The organism is Gordonibacter faecis (assembly GCF_030077735.1).
GTDB classification, from domain to species: domain Bacteria; phylum Actinomycetota; class Coriobacteriia; order Coriobacteriales; family Eggerthellaceae; genus Gordonibacter; species Gordonibacter faecis.
On sequence record NZ_JASJEU010000007.1, the window covers coordinates 52,574 to 68,970 of the forward strand.

General features: G+C 60.3%; 17 protein-coding genes and 1 tRNA gene. 1 reads left to right on the plus strand and 17 read right to left on the minus strand.

The window, feature by feature from the left end; genetic code table 11:
* Positions 1-40 precede the first annotated feature (40 nt).
* The 14 genes from QNJ86_RS03725 to QNJ86_RS03790 form a co-directional block, all read right to left on the minus strand.
* Positions 41-850: a MerR family transcriptional regulator gene (locus QNJ86_RS03725; protein ID WP_283831251.1), complete on the minus strand. Its 810-nt coding sequence runs from the start codon at positions 848-850 to the stop codon at positions 41-43.
* Positions 851-942: 92 nt separating this feature from the next.
* Positions 943-1,422, minus strand: coding sequence for an SAM-dependent methyltransferase (locus QNJ86_RS03730; RefSeq protein WP_283831252.1), 480 nt, complete (start codon positions 1,420-1,422; stop codon positions 943-945).
* Positions 1,423-1,534: 112 nt separating this feature from the next.
* Positions 1,535-2,380 carry a MerR family transcriptional regulator gene (locus QNJ86_RS03735; RefSeq protein ID WP_283831253.1) on the minus strand — a complete coding sequence of 282 codons (846 nt, stop codon included), beginning with the start codon at positions 2,378-2,380 and terminating at the stop codon, positions 1,535-1,537.
* Between the two features lie 149 nt (positions 2,381-2,529).
* On the minus strand, positions 2,530-4,038 hold the full coding sequence (locus tag QNJ86_RS03740) for a phytoene desaturase family protein (protein ID WP_283831254.1): 1,509 nt from the start codon (positions 4,036-4,038) through the stop codon (positions 2,530-2,532).
* Between the two features lie 3 nt (positions 4,039-4,041).
* Complete coding sequence (locus QNJ86_RS03745; RefSeq protein ID WP_283831255.1) at positions 4,042-4,623, minus strand: TetR/AcrR family transcriptional regulator; 582 nt, start codon at positions 4,621-4,623, stop codon at positions 4,042-4,044.
* 170 nt (positions 4,624-4,793) lie between these two features.
* Positions 4,794-5,537, minus strand: a complete 744-nt coding sequence (locus tag QNJ86_RS03750; RefSeq protein ID WP_283831256.1) for an ABC transporter permease — start codon at positions 5,535-5,537, stop codon at positions 4,794-4,796.
* Complete coding sequence (locus QNJ86_RS03755; RefSeq protein ID WP_283831257.1) at positions 5,524-6,279, minus strand: ABC transporter ATP-binding protein; 756 nt, start codon at positions 6,277-6,279, stop codon at positions 5,524-5,526. The genes QNJ86_RS03750 and QNJ86_RS03755 overlap by 14 nt, the downstream gene beginning before the upstream one ends.
* A gap of 69 nt (positions 6,280-6,348) precedes the next feature.
* Complete coding sequence (locus QNJ86_RS03760) at positions 6,349-7,116, minus strand: MerR family transcriptional regulator (protein ID WP_283831258.1); 768 nt, start codon at positions 7,114-7,116, stop codon at positions 6,349-6,351.
* 69 nt (positions 7,117-7,185) lie between these two features.
* A complete protein-coding gene (locus QNJ86_RS03765; protein ID WP_283831259.1) occupies positions 7,186-8,361 on the minus strand; it encodes an ArsA family ATPase in 1,176 nt (391 codons plus the stop codon).
* Between the two features lie 15 nt (positions 8,362-8,376).
* Entirely contained in the window at positions 8,377-8,586 is a 210-nt protein-coding gene (locus QNJ86_RS03770) for a hypothetical protein (protein ID WP_283831260.1), read from the minus strand.
* Positions 8,583-9,755 carry an ArsA family ATPase gene (locus QNJ86_RS03775; protein WP_283831361.1) on the minus strand — a complete coding sequence of 391 codons (1,173 nt, stop codon included), beginning with the start codon at positions 9,753-9,755 and terminating at the stop codon, positions 8,583-8,585. Before QNJ86_RS03775 ends, QNJ86_RS03770 begins: the two co-directional genes overlap by 4 nt.
* Before the next feature lie 107 nt (positions 9,756-9,862).
* Positions 9,863-10,366: a MarR family winged helix-turn-helix transcriptional regulator gene (locus QNJ86_RS03780; RefSeq protein ID WP_283831261.1), complete on the minus strand. Its 504-nt coding sequence runs from the start codon at positions 10,364-10,366 to the stop codon at positions 9,863-9,865.
* 177 nt (positions 10,367-10,543) lie between these two features.
* The gene (locus QNJ86_RS03785) at positions 10,544-10,771 is read right to left on the minus strand and encodes a helix-turn-helix transcriptional regulator (protein ID WP_283831262.1); all 228 of its coding nucleotides are present in this window, start codon (positions 10,769-10,771) and stop codon (positions 10,544-10,546) included.
* A gap of 225 nt (positions 10,772-10,996) precedes the next feature.
* Positions 10,997-11,072: transfer RNA gene (locus QNJ86_RS03790), tRNA-Phe, on the minus strand.
* Positions 11,073-11,369: 297 nt separating this feature from the next.
* Between QNJ86_RS03790 and QNJ86_RS03795 the strand changes: the two genes are divergently transcribed.
* Entirely contained in the window at positions 11,370-14,006 is a 2,637-nt protein-coding gene (locus QNJ86_RS03795) for a transporter substrate-binding domain-containing diguanylate cyclase (protein ID WP_283831263.1), read from the plus strand.
* Positions 14,007-14,075: 69 nt separating this feature from the next.
* On the opposite strand, the gene QNJ86_RS03800 is transcribed toward QNJ86_RS03795, so the two are convergent.
* The 3 genes from QNJ86_RS03800 to pilM are packed head-to-tail and all read right to left on the minus strand — an operon-like array spanning position 14,076 to position 16,335.
* Entirely contained in the window at positions 14,076-14,624 is a 549-nt protein-coding gene (locus tag QNJ86_RS03800) for a type II secretion system protein GspM (protein WP_283831264.1), read from the minus strand.
* 1 nt (position 14,625) lies between these two features.
* A complete protein-coding gene (locus QNJ86_RS03805) occupies positions 14,626-15,273 on the minus strand; it encodes a hypothetical protein (protein WP_283831265.1) in 648 nt (215 codons plus the stop codon).
* 9 nt (positions 15,274-15,282) lie between these two features.
* A complete protein-coding gene (pilM, locus tag QNJ86_RS03810) occupies positions 15,283-16,335 on the minus strand; it encodes a pilus assembly protein PilM (RefSeq protein WP_283831266.1) in 1,053 nt (350 codons plus the stop codon).
* Between the last annotated feature and the right edge of the window lie 62 nt (positions 16,336-16,397).

The following is a 16,397-nucleotide window of genomic DNA, read 5'->3' on the forward strand; positions in this document are numbered from 1 at the left end:
GGGGCGGAGGCGCTTGCTATTGCAGGCCGTTCGAAGTTCGCTACTTCTTCTCGATGGGGATTTGGATTTCGGTGAGCCATTCGGAGTCGGGTATGCCGTTCCAGATGCCATCGATGTAGGACTCGCGGGCCAGGTCACAAGGTCGATAGCCGTTTTGTTCGATCCACTCCATCAGGAAGGCGTATGCCTGGGGCAGGTCGGCATAGGGACCGCGATGCATCACCGACGCCACGTGGACGGCGGGCATCTCGCGGAAGAATATGCCGTCGGTCTCGTTGCCGAACTCAGTGACGGCCTCGTTGTATTCGATGGCAATGTCATGGTCCTTGTACTCGCCGTCGAGGTAGCTGATGAAGCAGTACTCCGGCTTGGCGCACTGCAGGTTCGGGTTCGCTGCGGTCACCGCGCGGCCGATGGCGGGAATGACCTCGAAGTATGCGTTGAAGTCGGGTACGGTCAGTCGCTTCGTGTACACGATGCAGCTGGGAATGTCTTTGATGGTTGCCTGATAGTTCATGGAAAGCCCCTTTCCGTCGTTTGAAAGCATGAATGTGATGCGCGCGAGGCGCTCTTGTGCGGTTGCGAGTTCCCGGGCAACTTCCTCGCAGCGTTTCGCGAGGATGGGCGTTGGGTCGGCGCCGCCGACGATGGCAGCCACCTCGTCGAGCGCAAGCCCCGCCTGGCGCAGCGCCTGAATGCGGTGCAGCTCGGCCAGCTGGCGCGTCGTGTACAGCCGATACCCCGTGGCCGCGTCCACCGCCTCCGGACGCAGCAGCCCAATGTGGTCGTAGTGGTGCAGCGTCTTCACCGTAGTCTTGCCCATTTTCGAGAACTCTCCGATGTAAAACACGCCGTTCACCTCCTTCCGCATCCCATTCAACCCCCTCCTGCAACCGGAGGGTCAAGGGGTTCTCACACGAACTTTGAGTTTTATTGTAGCAACTAGAACCTAAACTCAGCGACCCAGTCGAAATCTGCGGAGGATTCGATGCTTTGGGGCCAGTGGGTGCACCAGGTGGGGACGGTTGGGTTTTCAATGCGGTCGATGCTGGGAGTGTAGGGTTTGAGGTCGAGAAGGGGAGTACCGTCGTTGGCGTCGAGGTAGGGAGTTTCGATGAGGCCGGCTTCGACGTCGACAGCAGCCAGCTCAATCACGGTGAGGGCAATCGGGTTGGGGCGCAGCGGCGAGCGCGTGGCGAAGATACCCAGGTCGTGGTCGAGACGCACGTAGGGGCGTCCCGCATCCGTAAGGGCGCGCAGTTCGGGGTCGTCCATTTCATGGGCCCACCACAAAACAACGGCATGACCGAAGCCCTCAAGGCCGCGCAGGCCATCGCGATATTCCGGGTTAATGCGCAGGTGCGCCGGATCTTCGCCCCCTCCGCTCACGACGCCAATGGGATGCACGGAAAACGTTTCCATGAGCAGTGCTCCTTTCCTCAATCTGAGGCCGCCCTCGTGGCGGCATCTGGAAGGAGCGTACAGGCTGACACCGTGAGAGGGTCAAGCGGGCCGAACGCAGGACGCGTGAATCCTATGAAACTTCCTCCACGGGAATGAGCAGTTCCGTGAGGTAGTCCTGCGGATCACTCGCATTCCATGGGCCACGGTGAGCCACCTCACGGGTGGGACCCGCCATGCGCAATGTGGGATGGGCCTCCAGCCAGCGCCCGAACGACGCGTACACGGGCGCGATGTTTTCGAAGGGGCCGTACACCTTGATGCTCGCGGCGAGCGGCAGCGCCTTGCTGCGGTAGAAGCGCAGCGGCCCGTCGTCCTGACCAGGGGCGTCGGTAGCAACCGCCACCTCCACAGCAACGGTAGACGAAGAGGAATCAGCAGATTCGTCGCGGAACTCGCAGTATTCGGTATAGGGGTCGGACGGCGCTATCCCCCGCTCTTTCATGCACGCGCCCAAGCGTTCCCAGGCCAGCCGCTCGTCGTCGTAGCTTGCCAACTCCATGCGCAACGCCACCACATCATAAGAGGGAACCGACACGAGCGCCACCTCGCAGCTGATGTCGGAGCCGCCGGCTTCCACTTCCTGATGGAAACGACGCAGGTCAGCAAGACGGCGGCGCTCGCGGTCAATGCTTTCCTCAAGTTCTTGCGCGCGGATGTCGAGGGCATGGAGCAGTTCCTCGTCGCCCGCATGCACCAGATCGGCGATATCCTGAATGCGGAATCCCAGGTCGCGCAACGTAGTAATGCGCGCCGCTTCCGCCAGTTGCGCCACAGCGTAGCGGCGATACCCCGTTACGGCGTCCTGCTCGGCAGGCCGGAGCAACCCCACCTGATCGTAATGGCGCAGCATGCGCACCGATATCCGCGAAAGCCGAGAAAACTCCCCTATCTGCAACACCAGACCCCCCAACCTCACTGAATCGCCGCAGTATAGCACGGAAACCTGCGGGTGCTCCCATACAGGGAGAGGGTTCGCCTCCCCAGCGAGCACTCTCCTGATCATCAGGAGGTTTCGAAAGCATCGGCCACTCCCAAGCGCTATCCGCCACCTTCAGATCGCTCGGGCTATTGCGGCGCTGACGCTCCTTGGAATACCGTGCCTGTATCTCGGCAGAGATGCTGGATGGCGGTACGGGCCGTGTCGGCGGCCGTGGGCAGGCCGCCGGGAGCCACGAGGCGCTGGCCGGCAAAATAGACGCTCGCGATGCCCTCCGGTTTCGCCGGGTAGCTTACCATCTTCTCGCCCGGCACCATGTTCGACATCCACGACCCCTTGTACGAATGCAGGTACCGCTCGTACGTGAGCGGCGTGGCCACGTCCCACACTTCCACCTTGCCTTCCACCTGCGGATACTTCTTCGACAACGCCGCTATTATCGCTTCGGCCAGGCGCTCTTTCTCCTGCGCGTACGTGCCGTCGGCCTTGCGGGCGGCCCACCAGTCGTACGTGTCGCCGCTCATGAATAGCGTCACCGCCGTACAGCCCTCGGGCGCGTAGCCTTCGTAGGCCGCGTAGTTGTTGATGGCCAGGTTGTCGTGGCGCTGCCCGCCGCAGAACACGGGATCGCTCACGGGAAAGCCGACGCTTTCGGGCACGTCGGAGAGGTCGGCGCGGATGCCGAGGCTCACAAACGTGTCGAGGATGGGGCTGACGTTCGCGCGCAGCCGCTGCGCCCACTCCTCGGCAAGCGGCGGATCGAACAGAGCGTCGACGGCGACGCGCAAATCCTGCGTCACGATCACGGCATCGAAGGTGCGCATCTCGCCGTCAACGACCACGCCCACGGCCCGGCCGTCCTCCACCGCAACGCGCTCGACTGGGCAGCGGTACTCTATCGTGCCGCCAAGGCCTTCAAACGTCTCGGCGATGCGCCGCGCCATGGCGAGCGACCCGCCAAGCGGATAGCCCCCGTCGCCCGAGGCGAGCGTGGCCAGCGTGAACACGAGGCTCGTCGCCGCCATGTCCTCGCCCACCATGCCAACGAACAAGGTGCGCAAGAGCGGGCTTTGGAACCACTCGGCGAAGGTGCGGGCGGTTTGGTTCGCGTAGGACGCCATGCGCGGCATCGCCGGCAGCATGGCAAGCATGTCGCGCATGCCAATCGTGCGTTTCCGGGCCACCTGCACGCCCTTGAGGTCGGTGATGGGCATGTCTACCTTCATGAACTTCCGCACATCCTTCACGAGTTGACGGATCTGCTTCTCGTCCTCGGGCGCGACCTCTATCAGGTGTTTCTCAAGGCGATCGAGGTCGCGGTACAGGCAAACCGTTTTGTCCGCGAACTCGTAGACGAGGAAGGGGTCGCGCACGTACACAGGCACGTCCGGATTGAGCGCGCCGATCTCGTTCCACACCGCGTTGAGCGCCGTCTTCGGCGACGAGCCGGTGAGCCAGTGCATGCCGCCTTCGAAGAGGTACCCCTTCCGCTTCCAGCTGGTGGAAGCCCCGCCGGGAATGATGTGCGATTCGAAGATGGTTGCCTCGAAGCCGCTTTGGCGCGCGTACACGCCCGCCGCGAGCCCTGCGATGCCCGCCCCCACAATGGCGACTCGCTTGTTCGTTGCCTGCTCCACGGTCTACCTCTTCCTCACGATGTCGACGATCCATGCGCTGTCGGGACACGGCATGTCCGGATTGAGCGCCAGTTCTTCAGCGATACCTTGGATAGCGCACCAGAAGGCGATCGAAAGCGCCACAGGGTCGCCCTCGCGGATAGTGCCCTCGCGCTGGCCCCGCCGCACGACCTTAGCCGTGGGCGTATGTACGTCGAAGCCGCTGAGCAGTTCCTTCACGCTTTCGGGCACCGAGTCGTCCATGAGCGCGTTGCCCATGAGCACAAACATGTCCGCCGTAGCGGGATCCGCGTGCAGGTATTCAAGAATGCCCGCGGAAGCCCCTTCGAAGAACGCGAGCGCGTCGCCCTCGGCTGCCATCGTGCCCACCATACCCATGGGGCCCTCTACGCCGAAGCGGATCAGTTCCTCGTAGAGCGCCTCCTTCGAATCGAAGTAGTGGAACATGAGGCCCGCGCTCATGCCCACCGCCTCGGCGATGTCACCGATCTTCGTCCCGGCGTACCCCTTGCGGACGAACAGCTTGAGAGCCTCCCCGAGGATCTCCTGCCGCCGCCGTTCACGCTGTTCTTGGCGCGTCACCATTTGTTGAACATCCTTTCATTGAATTTATGTTCAACAGAATAGCACGGAAATGTCCGAGAAGCGACAACATTTGAGAAAACTTCGTCCCGCAAAGATTTGCCAACCAGTCAGAACCCGTTTTGCGTCCCTCCGTTTGCCCAGCAGAGGGACGCACCTTCAGTCTGATCAGTTTATTCCCACTTGAAGAACCGTACGGCAATTGCCGTGCACACGACTGCCCACACTACCATTACGATCACGGGCACGATGGCCTGGTCAATAGGCAGTCCCAGTGACGTAGCTTTCAGCAGTTTCACGCCTTGGGTGAGTGGCAGAAAGTCGGCCACGCGTTGCACCGCTTGCGGCATCACTTCATAGGGAAGCGTGGTTCCCGAAAGCAGCAACATGGGAAAGTACAGCACGCTAGTGAGAACACCGGCCATTTTTTCGTTGGGTGCGAGGCCGCCCACCATCATGCCAAGCGCCAAGGTTGCCGCCAGCACAAGTACGTACGAGCCGACGAACGCCAGCCACGACCCCGTGAACTGATAGCCGAAGAACAGCGCGGCCACGCCAAACACGAGCACCATCGCCACCAGAGCATACACGCTGTAGATGGTCACCTGCACCGCGAGGATCATGCGGGCGCTCACCGGCGTGACGAAATAGCGCTTGAGAATTTTGCGGTAACGGTAGTTCGACACCACCAGCGGCAGACCCATCGCGCCGCCCGCGCAGATGGCGATGGCTGACACCGCACCTACCGATTGCGCCACAAACGTGTAGTTCGCGCCCTCGAAGGCGGGCTGGCCGCCGAACACCATGCCGATGATCAGCATCACCACTACGGGCATGATCACGGCGAAGATGGGCATGTTCATGTCGCGCAACGACAGGCGAAATTCAACTCCGAACAGGGTGCTAAAGGCTTTCATAGCTGGCTCCTTCCGCGTTTTCCGCGTTTTCTGCGATCTCGGCGTAGGCGAGGTACGCATCCTCAAATGTTTTAGCTGATTGGGCGGCCACGGCTTCGTCCACCGTGCCCGAGAACACAATGCGACCCTTCCGCATAATGGCGATGCGATCGCAGAGCGCCTCCACCTCGTCCATAAAGTGGCTGGTCAGAACTATGGTCATGCCCTTCGCACGCATCTCGGCCAGCAGATTCCACACGTCGCGACGCGCCTTCACGTCAAGCCCGGTGGTGAGTTCGTCGAGGAACACCACCTCGGGGCGCGGGATGAGCGCCAGCACCACAAATAGACGCTGGCGCTGCCCGCCGGAAAGCGACTCCACGGCCTGCGTGCGCACGTCGGTCAGCCCGAAGCGGGCGAGCAGCTGTGCGGGATCGTCGGCCTCGCGGTAGAGCGCGCGCGTCTCACGGCACAGTTCGTCGACAGTGATTTTGTCCTGGTAGCGCGCCTCTTGGAACTGCACGCCCACCCGCTCGAACAGCTTCTTGCGCTGGGAGCGCGGGTCCATTCCCAGAATGGTGGCACTGCCCGCGTCGGGTGTGCGCACCCCCAGCAGGCACTCCAGCGTGGTGGTCTTCCCCGCGCCGTTCGCGCCAAGCAGGCCGAACGTTTCGCCGCGCGCCACGTCGAAGCTCACGCCCGCTACGGCCGGCTCGCTCCCGTACGATTTCCTCAGTTCGCGCACGCTGACAACGTTATTCATGCGCCTCTCCTTTCTTTCGGTCGCGGGCCATACTAGGAGAGGCACAAACTCTGGTGGCAAAGTGGAGGGTTAGGTTGTGGGAATTTCTTTCATGCGCTGCAGAAGGTCGATCATTTCGAAGGCGTTGCGCTCAGCCGCGTCGAGAGACGTGAGCAGCTGGTCGCAGACCGACAGGATGTCTTCGTTAGGATCGGGGCTGTCGAGCACCTGCTCAATATCGGTGGCTGCGTCGCAGTCGAGCGCCTCAAGCAGACGCAGGATGGAAGCAAGCGAATAGTTCGCCGCACGCAAGGCGCGAATGATGGCAAGGCGATTGATGTCGGCAGCCGTGTAGACGCGATAGCCGTTTCGCTTGCGTCTGACCTGCAACAACCCGTTCATTTCCCAGTTGCGCAGCGCGTCGATGGTGGTGTCCAGGTAGTCGGCCGTCTGTTTGCGCGTGAGCATAAGGGGCTCGCCGGGCGCGTCAGGCTCACCCACGTGTGTGAGCAACTTGCGCACCTGGCGCAGCGCCTCTTCAGCAGCGGCTCGCTCACGCCGCAGGTGCGCAATGCGCTGCTCGGCCAGTGCAAGCGCCTCGTCATAGGATTGACGCGCCATAGCATCAATGATGGCGAGCACTTCCCGACGCAGCCCGTTCTGCACCAGCTCCACGTTAAGCGCCGCTCGTACAAACTGCACCTGCAACACATGCAGCTCCGTGAACACCCGATACCCATTCGCACGCCGCGCCGGCGCCGTAATAAATCCAATGCGCTCATACAGCCGCACCGTATTCGGATGCACCCCCGCAATCCGCGCAATCTGCGACGTAGTATAAGTAGGCAAACGCTCCATACAGGCAGTATACCCCGCGAGATGTATCCGGCACCCGAATCATAAGACACTCGTAAGCACCCTCCCCCTTCACGCCACGAAGTGCACCACCAAACAACCGTTTTCGTAGCGAGCACCGGTCACCGTACGTCCCCACAACTCTTCGGGAAGTGGGATGCGTCGCGATTGGTTGCGGGCGGCCACCAGAAGCGTATCGCCGTCTTGTCGCAGGCCAAGGTCTTGTTTGTCGAAAAACGGTACCGCGAGGCTCAACTCCCACCCATCGTTGCATTCGTGAACGCTCACCGCATCCGCCCGCGCAAGTACCGGCTCGGGGTCAACTCCTGCGTACAGTTCCGCCGCAGCCTCCCGCAAGCCAGGCAAACCGCGCAGTTCGCTGTGGCGCAGCATGAGCCGCAGCACAGGCACACCCGCAAACCCTTCCTCAATTTCCGCCAGTGACACACGTTGCAACTCACTCCAACGCTCGAAGTAGCCGGCAAGCGCGTCATCGGGATACAGCCGGTTCACCACCACGGCATCCACGTTGTAGCCATAAAGATGCAGCCACGCGAACGCCCGCTTCGCCTCCTGCACCACAATGCGCTCGGGCGTGGTCACTACGCGCAAACTTGTGCGGTCGGCATCAACAAGCAGTGCACGCAGCCGCTCAAGCCGATTCACCAGCGCGGATATTTCATCGAAGATCGTGTCCGGCGGCATTGGCATATTCATGACGCGTTCAATGACCGGACGACCCACTTTGAGCGCCGTGCGCTTGAGTGGCAATGCCTGCTCAATGAACGAGCCGAACCGCTCGGGGTACTTGAGCAGCGAAAGCGTTTCGCCGGTGGGCGCGCAATCCACCACCAGGACGTCATAGGCGCCCGCTTCTTCAATATCGAGCAGCACGCTGAGCGCAAGCAGTTCCTCAAGTCCAGGGAACACAAACAGTTCGTCCACCTCAATGCCCGCTTCGTCTGCGCTGCCGCCGTGGCTTGTCATGATCACGCGCAGATAGGCTTGCAACTGACCCCACGCCTCGCGCCCGGCAACAACCGGGTCAATTTCAAGCGCATCCAAGTTGGGCGCTACGGAAACAGGCTCGCTTCCCACGGGCCTATCGAATGCGTCGCCCAAACTGTGGGCGATATCGGTGCTGGCCACAAGCACGCGCCGGCCCGCGTCAGCCAGATGCAGCGCCGTCGCAGCGGCCACGCACGTCTTGCCTACGCCGCCCTTGCCCGTGTACAGAATAATCCTCATGAGTGCGGCTCCGTTCTAGTCAATGGTGATGGGACGCGCGGCGCGCGTACGCTGGGGCGCGCCCTGCTCTTCGGCCGGCGCTTCAAGAACGCTCAGCGCTGTGTCCGCGCACACGCGCACCCCTGCGGCCGCGATGCGACGTACCTCTGGTGGCACCAGTTCGGCAAACGCTTCAACTTCCAGGCGCTTCGCCTCAAGCATCTTGCTCATACATGTAGCGTTCATCGCACCTCTCCTTTCGCGAATTCCACGCGCAGCACGCCGTCATTCAGACGAGCTGCGCCCACCTCATAACCCGCCAGCACATTCGGCAGCGGAATGCACCGCGTGAGCGGGCCAACGCGTACCACCAGGTCACTTGATGCCTGGTACAGCTCAAGCGCCTCCTTGCGCGCCAGCGGCAACGCAAGCTCAAGCACCCACCCTTCGTCTGTCTTTTCGTAGCGCTCATGCTCAACCGGCGACGCAGCAGCGAAAAACGCATCATCCGGCAACGCAGCGGCAAGCCGCTCCACCCCCGCAAGCCCGCAGATATCAGTTTCGTACCAGGGAAGATGCTCATGCGGTACGCCGTCAAACACCTGGTTGAGTTCGTTCGCGCAGCGCGCTTGCACCTCCGCCCATTCAGCGAAAAACCCGCTCTGCGCCTCGGGCGGCAGCATGCGGTTTACCACCAGGCCATCCACGCGGTAACCGAACAAGTTGAGGTAGAGGTAGTTGCGCTTCGTTTCCTCCACGACCATCTTCTCCGGCAGCGTCACAATGCGCACGCTTGTGCGCGCGGGGTCCTTCAGCAGTTGCTGCAATTCGATAAGACGCACGTATAGGCGCTCAATGTCAGAGAGGGCGTGCTTGTCAGGCAATTCCAGCTTGAGTAGCTTCTTTGATAGCGGCGAGAGCACACGCAGGGCCACTTTGCCCGCGGGCAGCCACTTTTCCAAATACCACCCAAAAAGTTCCGGAAACTTAAGCAGCGCCAGCGTCTCACCGGTGGGAGCGCAATCCACAACGATGGTTTCCCAGTTACCGCTTTCGGCAAAGTCGATGATTTTGAGCAGGGCGAACAGGCCGTCATAACCCGGCATGGCGGGGAGGTCTTCCTGGTCGCCGCCAGCACCCGCGCTCGTGACCATGGAGGTGACGGATCGCATGAGGTCGCCGTACTCCTGCTCCATGATGCGGTCGGCATCAAGCTCGACCGCAGAAAGGTTGGCTGCCACTTCAACCACCGCGGGGCCGACGCGCTGGCCCAGCACGTCACCCACGCTGTGTGCCGCGTCGGTACTCACCAGGAGCGTGGACACACCCTGGGCGGCCGCTTTCCACGCGGACGCTGCCGCAACGCTTGTTTTCCCGACGCCGCCCTTGCCTGTGAATATCCTGATGTTCGCCATGGTAGTCACGTTCGCCCTTCTTTTTCTTCCTGCTACGAATTATTCGTTACTCGAACTATCTGTTCGAAAAACGCGGCTTGTCCAGCCGCTCGTTTTCCGTTGTGTTGCTAGTCAATGGCGATGCGCTTCATGCTGCCTTTCTTGGTGCGCGACGTCTTCTGGGTTTCAGCCTCTTCTTGAAGCAGCGCCGGGAGACGGCCGATGAGTTTCAGCAGCACCTGACGTTCCTCGTTCTCGAGCCCTGCGAAAACCCGCCCCACCGTTGTACCGATAGCCTCAATGACGGCGTTTACTTGCCGCGTGCCCTGGTCGGTAATGCGCACCACCATGACGCGTTTGTCCTGTTCACTGCGCCACCGCTGCACAAGCCCTCGCTTTTCCAGCCGCGTCACAATGCCCGTTGCCGTGTTCAGCGGCACGCCCACGTACTCGGCGACGCGCGACATGGTGGTCTCGCCGGCGCGATACACATGCACGAGCGCAAGCATTTCGTTTTTGGAGCAGTCCATGAGCATGCTCTGCCACCGCTCCGTGGAGAACGCGTCCTTCGTCGCATCTATAAATTCCCAGTAAAACCCTTCAGAAGCAAAGGGCACTTCGTTCTCGCCCATGAAGATACTTCCTTTCCCGAAGTAATTTAATTCTCCCACCGAAGTATCCTTCTGTCAAGAAAAAGAAGACAGCATGCCTCAAACCAATGTTGGCAAGCAAATAGCACTTCTGAAATAGAAGGGTGCTACGTTCGACCGCTTACGAATCTCTCATTGCCACCGCGAAGGGAACACTGCTTAATCCTTGAAAAGATCTTCCACTTCCACACCTATGCCCTGGGCGATGCGCGCCAGTGTCTCAAGTTGCGGGTTTGCGCGGCCGCTCTCAATTTGATTGATCGTAGGACGGTGAACACCCACCGCCATCGCTAGCTTACTCTGCGACAATCCGGCTTTGTTGCGCAGGTATGAAATCCTCATCCCAAGGCGCATCTTTTCGGCAGAATACTTCATCATGCCATCCATACCTCCATTGTTAAATCTTTAGCGTGTTGTGAGCCGTAAACGCCGATGGATTCACTACTTTCAAATTGTACGTTCAAACGAACAATTTTTATTATTGTATCGCATATGCAGAGGAAATCGACAAGTTCGACGAGGGTAAGTTGGCAGCCGTGCGCATCTCAACCCTGGCCACCCTCTTTGGGCTGCTATAAAAAAGCGCCCCTCGGGAGGGGCGCTGATGATTCGTGGTGGTCGGAGGGGGACTTGAACCCTCGGCACGCGGATTTTCAGTCCGCTGCTCTACCAACTGAGCTACCCGACCACAAACATCGTCCGCAAGGACGTGGAACGATATTGTACCGGTAGCGCCCGCGCGGGTCAAGCACCATACGCCTTTTTTCCGAGGGAATCGTGGCGAGGCCTCTGGGGTGGCTGGAGTGGCCGCGCCTCTTGCTCCCCCTCGCGCGTCGTTCGCCGCAGCGCATTAAATCGCATCCCCCTGACTAAAAATTTTTGCTCTATCGGATTGCTTGACCGCTGTATATTCGGGAGCAAGAGTATACTTGCAGCAAGGACAAACAGAGGAAGGCGCCGATTACGCGCGCTTGTGGGATAAAAAATGGGCACGAAGAGCCACCACATATCTGCAACATCAACAACGCTTCGCAGCGTTCTTGCCACGCTGCTTGCCCTCGCGCTCGCGCTGAGCGTGGCCGCCGTACCAGCAGCCACGCCACAGGCCTTCGCCGACAACGCGCCGGCCTCCCCTTCCGCCTCCAACGCGGAAGAAACGCAGCAGCGCGTCATCAAAGTGGGTTACGTGACCCGCCCCGGCGATTTCTCGCGCAACGAGAGTGGGCAACTTGAAGGCTATACGTACGATTACCTCATGCGCATTGCCCAGTTCACCGGCTGGAAATACGAATTCATTGAAGCCGAAGGCGAAACCACCGACGAGAGCGCCCTACGCCTGCTTGAAATGCTTGACAACGGCGAGGTGGACATTGAGGGCAACATGACATACAGCTCTGCCCTCGCAACCATGTATGAGTATCCGCAAAACAGTTACGGCACTGCCCACACAGCACTCTTCGTGCCCGAAACCGACGCTAAGGTTTCTACCACCAACTATGTGACGCGCGGCAAGTTGTCCGTGGCTATTTTGGCCAGCGCTAAACAGCGCCGCGAAGAACTTACTTACTTCTGCCAGAAAAACAACCTGGAACTTACCACGGTTGAATGCGCTGCGGAACAGGGCTTATACGATGCTGTGACATCCGGCAAGGCCGATGCCTTCCTCGACATCGACGTGAACGTGCGCGAAGGTTTCGTCATCTTGGAGTCGTTCGTCGGGCGGCCGTACTATTTCACCGCACCCAAAGGCCAGCGCGCCATCATCGACGAGATCGACGCCACCATCAAGCACATCAACGAAAGCAATCCCACGCTACAGAATTCGCTTTACAACCAGTACTTCAACCATAGCAGCAGCAACTATGAACTCACCGACGACGAGAAAGCGTTCGCGCGCCAGCGCGACACGCTGCGCGTCGGCATTCTGTCGGAGAAGGCGCCCGTGCAGTCATTCGACAAAACCACGGGGAAGCCTACTGGCGTGACCATAGGCGTGCTGGATTTCCTGAGCGAGCGCACCGGGCTTGAGTTCGAAGTGGTAAAAATCGAGCGCTCCGACGATCTGAACGCGGCCATCAAGGCTGCTGACGTGGACCTTATCGGCGGCATCGACACCAACCAAGATGCCGCGTTGAAGATGGGCGTATCGCTGAGCGCGCCGTATATGACCGCGTCGATGCAGATGGTGTACAACAAGTTCGTCAATCCCGATGAACTTGACGGCAAGCGCCTCGCCATTCCCTGGGAGCTAGAGGGCGGTTTTCTGTCCAGCACCCGCAACATCGTTGTATACGACTCGCTTGACGAATGCTTCAAGGCAGTGAACAGCGGCGAAGCCGACTACACATACGGGACCACGTTCACCACTCCCTACTACACGAACGTGGGAGGCCTGACCAACATTCTCTCCTTGCCAGCGTCCACTAAAACGACGGAAGTGTGCCTGGGGATTGTGCATCCGGTGGAACCCGAACTGCTCACCATCCTCAACAAATCCATCCGCGGCCTTTCCACGGAAGAACTTGATTCCATCATTTACGACAACTCGCTCATTACCCAAAACGAGCAGATCAACCTGTTCATACGCGATCACCTGCTGGAACTTGCCGTGGGTTGCATTGTGGTGCTGACGCTGATCATTGCACTTCTGGCCCTGTACCTGCACCAGCGCGTGAAAGCCGCGCGCAGCGTGCGCGAGGAAAACCGCCGCTTCCAAAAGCTGTATTCCCTGGCCAACGAGGAATTCTTCGAATACAACATCAAGAACGACACGCTGATGATTTCCGACCCACACACGCTCATCCCAAGCAGCGAGGACTTGAAGGAATACGCCTTGCCCGCAGACGAAGGCCCGTATCGCCTGTTCCGCAACGCGCGCGAATTCCTGGAGCGGAACCTGGAGCCCGGCGTGGCCGAGGCGCTCACCTCCCCCAGCATGAACAGCGTCGATGTGGCGCACGCCGACGCGGACGGCAATGCGGTGTGGCTGCGCATCATTTCGCACTTCGTCGTTGACGACGCCGGCAAGCCCATTTCGGTCATCGGAAAAATCACGAATATCGATGACGAAATGCGCGAGAAGCTGGACCTATCAGAGCGCGCGCACCACGATGGCCTGACTGGCCTGCTGAACTGGAAAACGTTCCAGGAGCGCGCGGGTGCTCTCATGAAAGAGGGGAACGCGGGAGCTCTGCTTGTCTTCGACACCGACGACTTCAAGCAGGTGAACGACACGTACGGACATCAGTCCGGCGACGTGGCGCTGCAAAGCACGGCCGACGCGCTCAGGCGCACCTTCCGCCCGCAGGACCTCATTGGGCGCTTGGGAGGCGACGAGTTCGCCGTCTGCATCAACGGCCCCATTGAGCTGTCCAATTTGGAGGAACGCTGCGCTGGCATCGTGAAGCGCGGCGTGGAATTCCGCGACCAGGATGGCACGATGCGCACCATCACCATCAGCGTGGGCGGCGTGATGTTTGCAGGGAAAACCAACTCATATCAAACGTGGTATCGCGCGGCTGACCAGGCGCTCTACCGAGCGAAGGCGGGCGGCAAGGATCGCTTTGTGATTGAGCAACGCGCAGCGGATGAAAGCGACGCGAACGGCGACGGCGAACAGTAGCGGCGGCGCGGCCAGCGCGGGACTCGCACGCAGGTCACTCTTCTTCGCGTCACCCGCTGCGCTCTTCCCCTAACCCTTCAGCGTTTCGAAGAACGTCACCGATGCGCTCGCCGACACCTTACCCGACTCGGCGGATCCCAACCCGTTGCCCGCCATGGTGATGTCGGTCACCAAGCAGGGATACTTGCAGTTCACCAGCTTTTGCAGCACCGAATGCGCGGCTGGGTACGAGTCAGACGTGAACGCGATGTCCACCTGGCGGCGCACGAGCGTATCAACCATTTCAGCATCCGAGAAGTTAATGGTATAGCTAGTGGCATCCGCCAGAATGACGTTCAGTTCGGTAATCTCGTTTTTGGTGTTGTCGTACGCAGGGATCGTTTTCTGTGCGGCGCCAGAGGCTTCTGCCTGCTCGATTTCCTTCTCCAGCTGGGCTTTCTTTGTGGCGACGGCCTGCTGCACCGTGATTTCGCTCTGCACGGCAGACAGGCGCGACGTGCTGGACGTTATGGTGTCCAGCGATGGCTTTAGCACCAGCAGGTAATAGCAGCAGCCCAGAAGCAGCACGGCCAGAATGAGCAGGAGCACTTTTTCGCGCGTGGTGAAGGTGCGGTTCATGTTACGCCCCCAATCCCGTGCTTGAGCCTGCGGCGGCAACCGCCTCGTCCATTGCAGCCAGCGCCTCGGAGACGTCCTGGCCTTCGCCCTTCAGCGTTACGGTGATGGTGGACACCACTTCGTCGTTGCGGTCGGTCTTTGCCGTGCTCATCGACACATTCGCCACCAAATCGCTGCTCTCCAGCGAGGCCACCACGCGGCTCACGTCCTCAAGCGACGTGTTCGCGAATTGCAGCATGAGGGTGTTGCCCGTCACGCTAACCGATTGCAGTTCGGCCATGTTGGCCACGGTTCCTTGCAGAAGCTCCAGGATGGCACCGCGGTCGGCGAGCGCGCGTTCCTCGTCCGACAGGCTGTTCACCGCGAAGGCCGCGTAGCGTTCCTGCAGCTCAGGGTAGTCAGCGTTCGCTTCTTCCAGCGCCGAGAGTTGCGACTGAGCGGTGGCCACCTTCGCCAAGCTGGCGTTTGCCGCGCCCATCACGTCAATGACGGCGAACTTCGCGAAGAGCGCAATGGCGATAAGCGCCACCACGAACAGCACAAGGGAGCGCGTGTTGTTGCCGCGCTGATCGTCCTCGGCCAGGTTAATGGTGGTTTTGGTGGGATACACCGGCTTTTTGCTTCGCTTGAGCGTCAGTTCCAATGCCATGTCCGCTCCTTACTGCAAGGCCAGGCCCACGGCGGCGGGACACGCGCGCAAGCTGTCGGCGACGGCTGGCGAATAGGGCATCATTGCGCCGATGTCCACCAGGTCAATGCTCAGGTGTTCATCAATGGCGTGCAGCAGGGGCACAATGCCGGACCCGCTGCCGCAGTAGTGCACGGTTGCCAGCTGGCTGTCGGGGTAGTTGAAGTTGAAGAAACTTACGATACGCGCCAGCTCCACGCCAATGCGCTCGTACAAATCGAGGCACGGCTGGATAGTCTGGGCGTTTTCGTAATTGGTTGCCACGTAGGTTTTTGCCAGGTTCTCGTCCACGCCGAAGTGGTCAGCCACAGCGGCCACCAGCGAATGCACGCCAAACTCCACCGAGCGGGTGACCTCGTATTTTCCTTGCGGGAATAGGTATACGCGCGTGTTGGTGCTGCCGATGTCAAGGAAGCAGAAGTCCCTGGCGGCGGGGGCTGCGGGCGCGTCGGGAACGGAGGAAGCGGCAGCGGGCGCAGCGTCAGTCACCGGATGGTTGCGCTCGTACTGCGCGATGATGTTCGCGTACGCCATGATGTCAGGCGCGGCAATCTTCAGCTTAAGGCCCGCGCGCCGCAGCATGTCGGCGTACCCTTCAATGGTTTCGATAGGAGCCGCCACGGCCAGCACGTCCATCTCTTGCGGAACGCCGACTTCGTCGTGGCGCATCTCCAAAAGCGCGTAATCGAAGCGGTATTTGTCCTTGCCATCGGCAATGTAATCTCTGAATTCGAACGGCAGGTTTAACTTCAGTTCGTCCACCGTCATGGCGGGAAGCACGATGCGACGCGTGTACACGTCGCGCGAATTGAGCACGAATGCGGCATTCTTCGCGGACACCCGATGCTTGCGCACGGTGTTGCGCAACAGCTCGGACATGGTTTCAAGCGACGTGATGCGACCGTCTTTCACCAGGTTATCGGGCATGTCTTCAACAATCACCTGCGACACGGCGCGCCCGTCGCACACCGCCATCTTCAGATGGCCGGAACCAATATCTATGCCCGTGAGTGCTTTTGCCATGCGCATCCTCTTTCCCTCGCTGGCCATTATAAGCCAGCCCCGGGCTCTAAGCGAGCACGAGA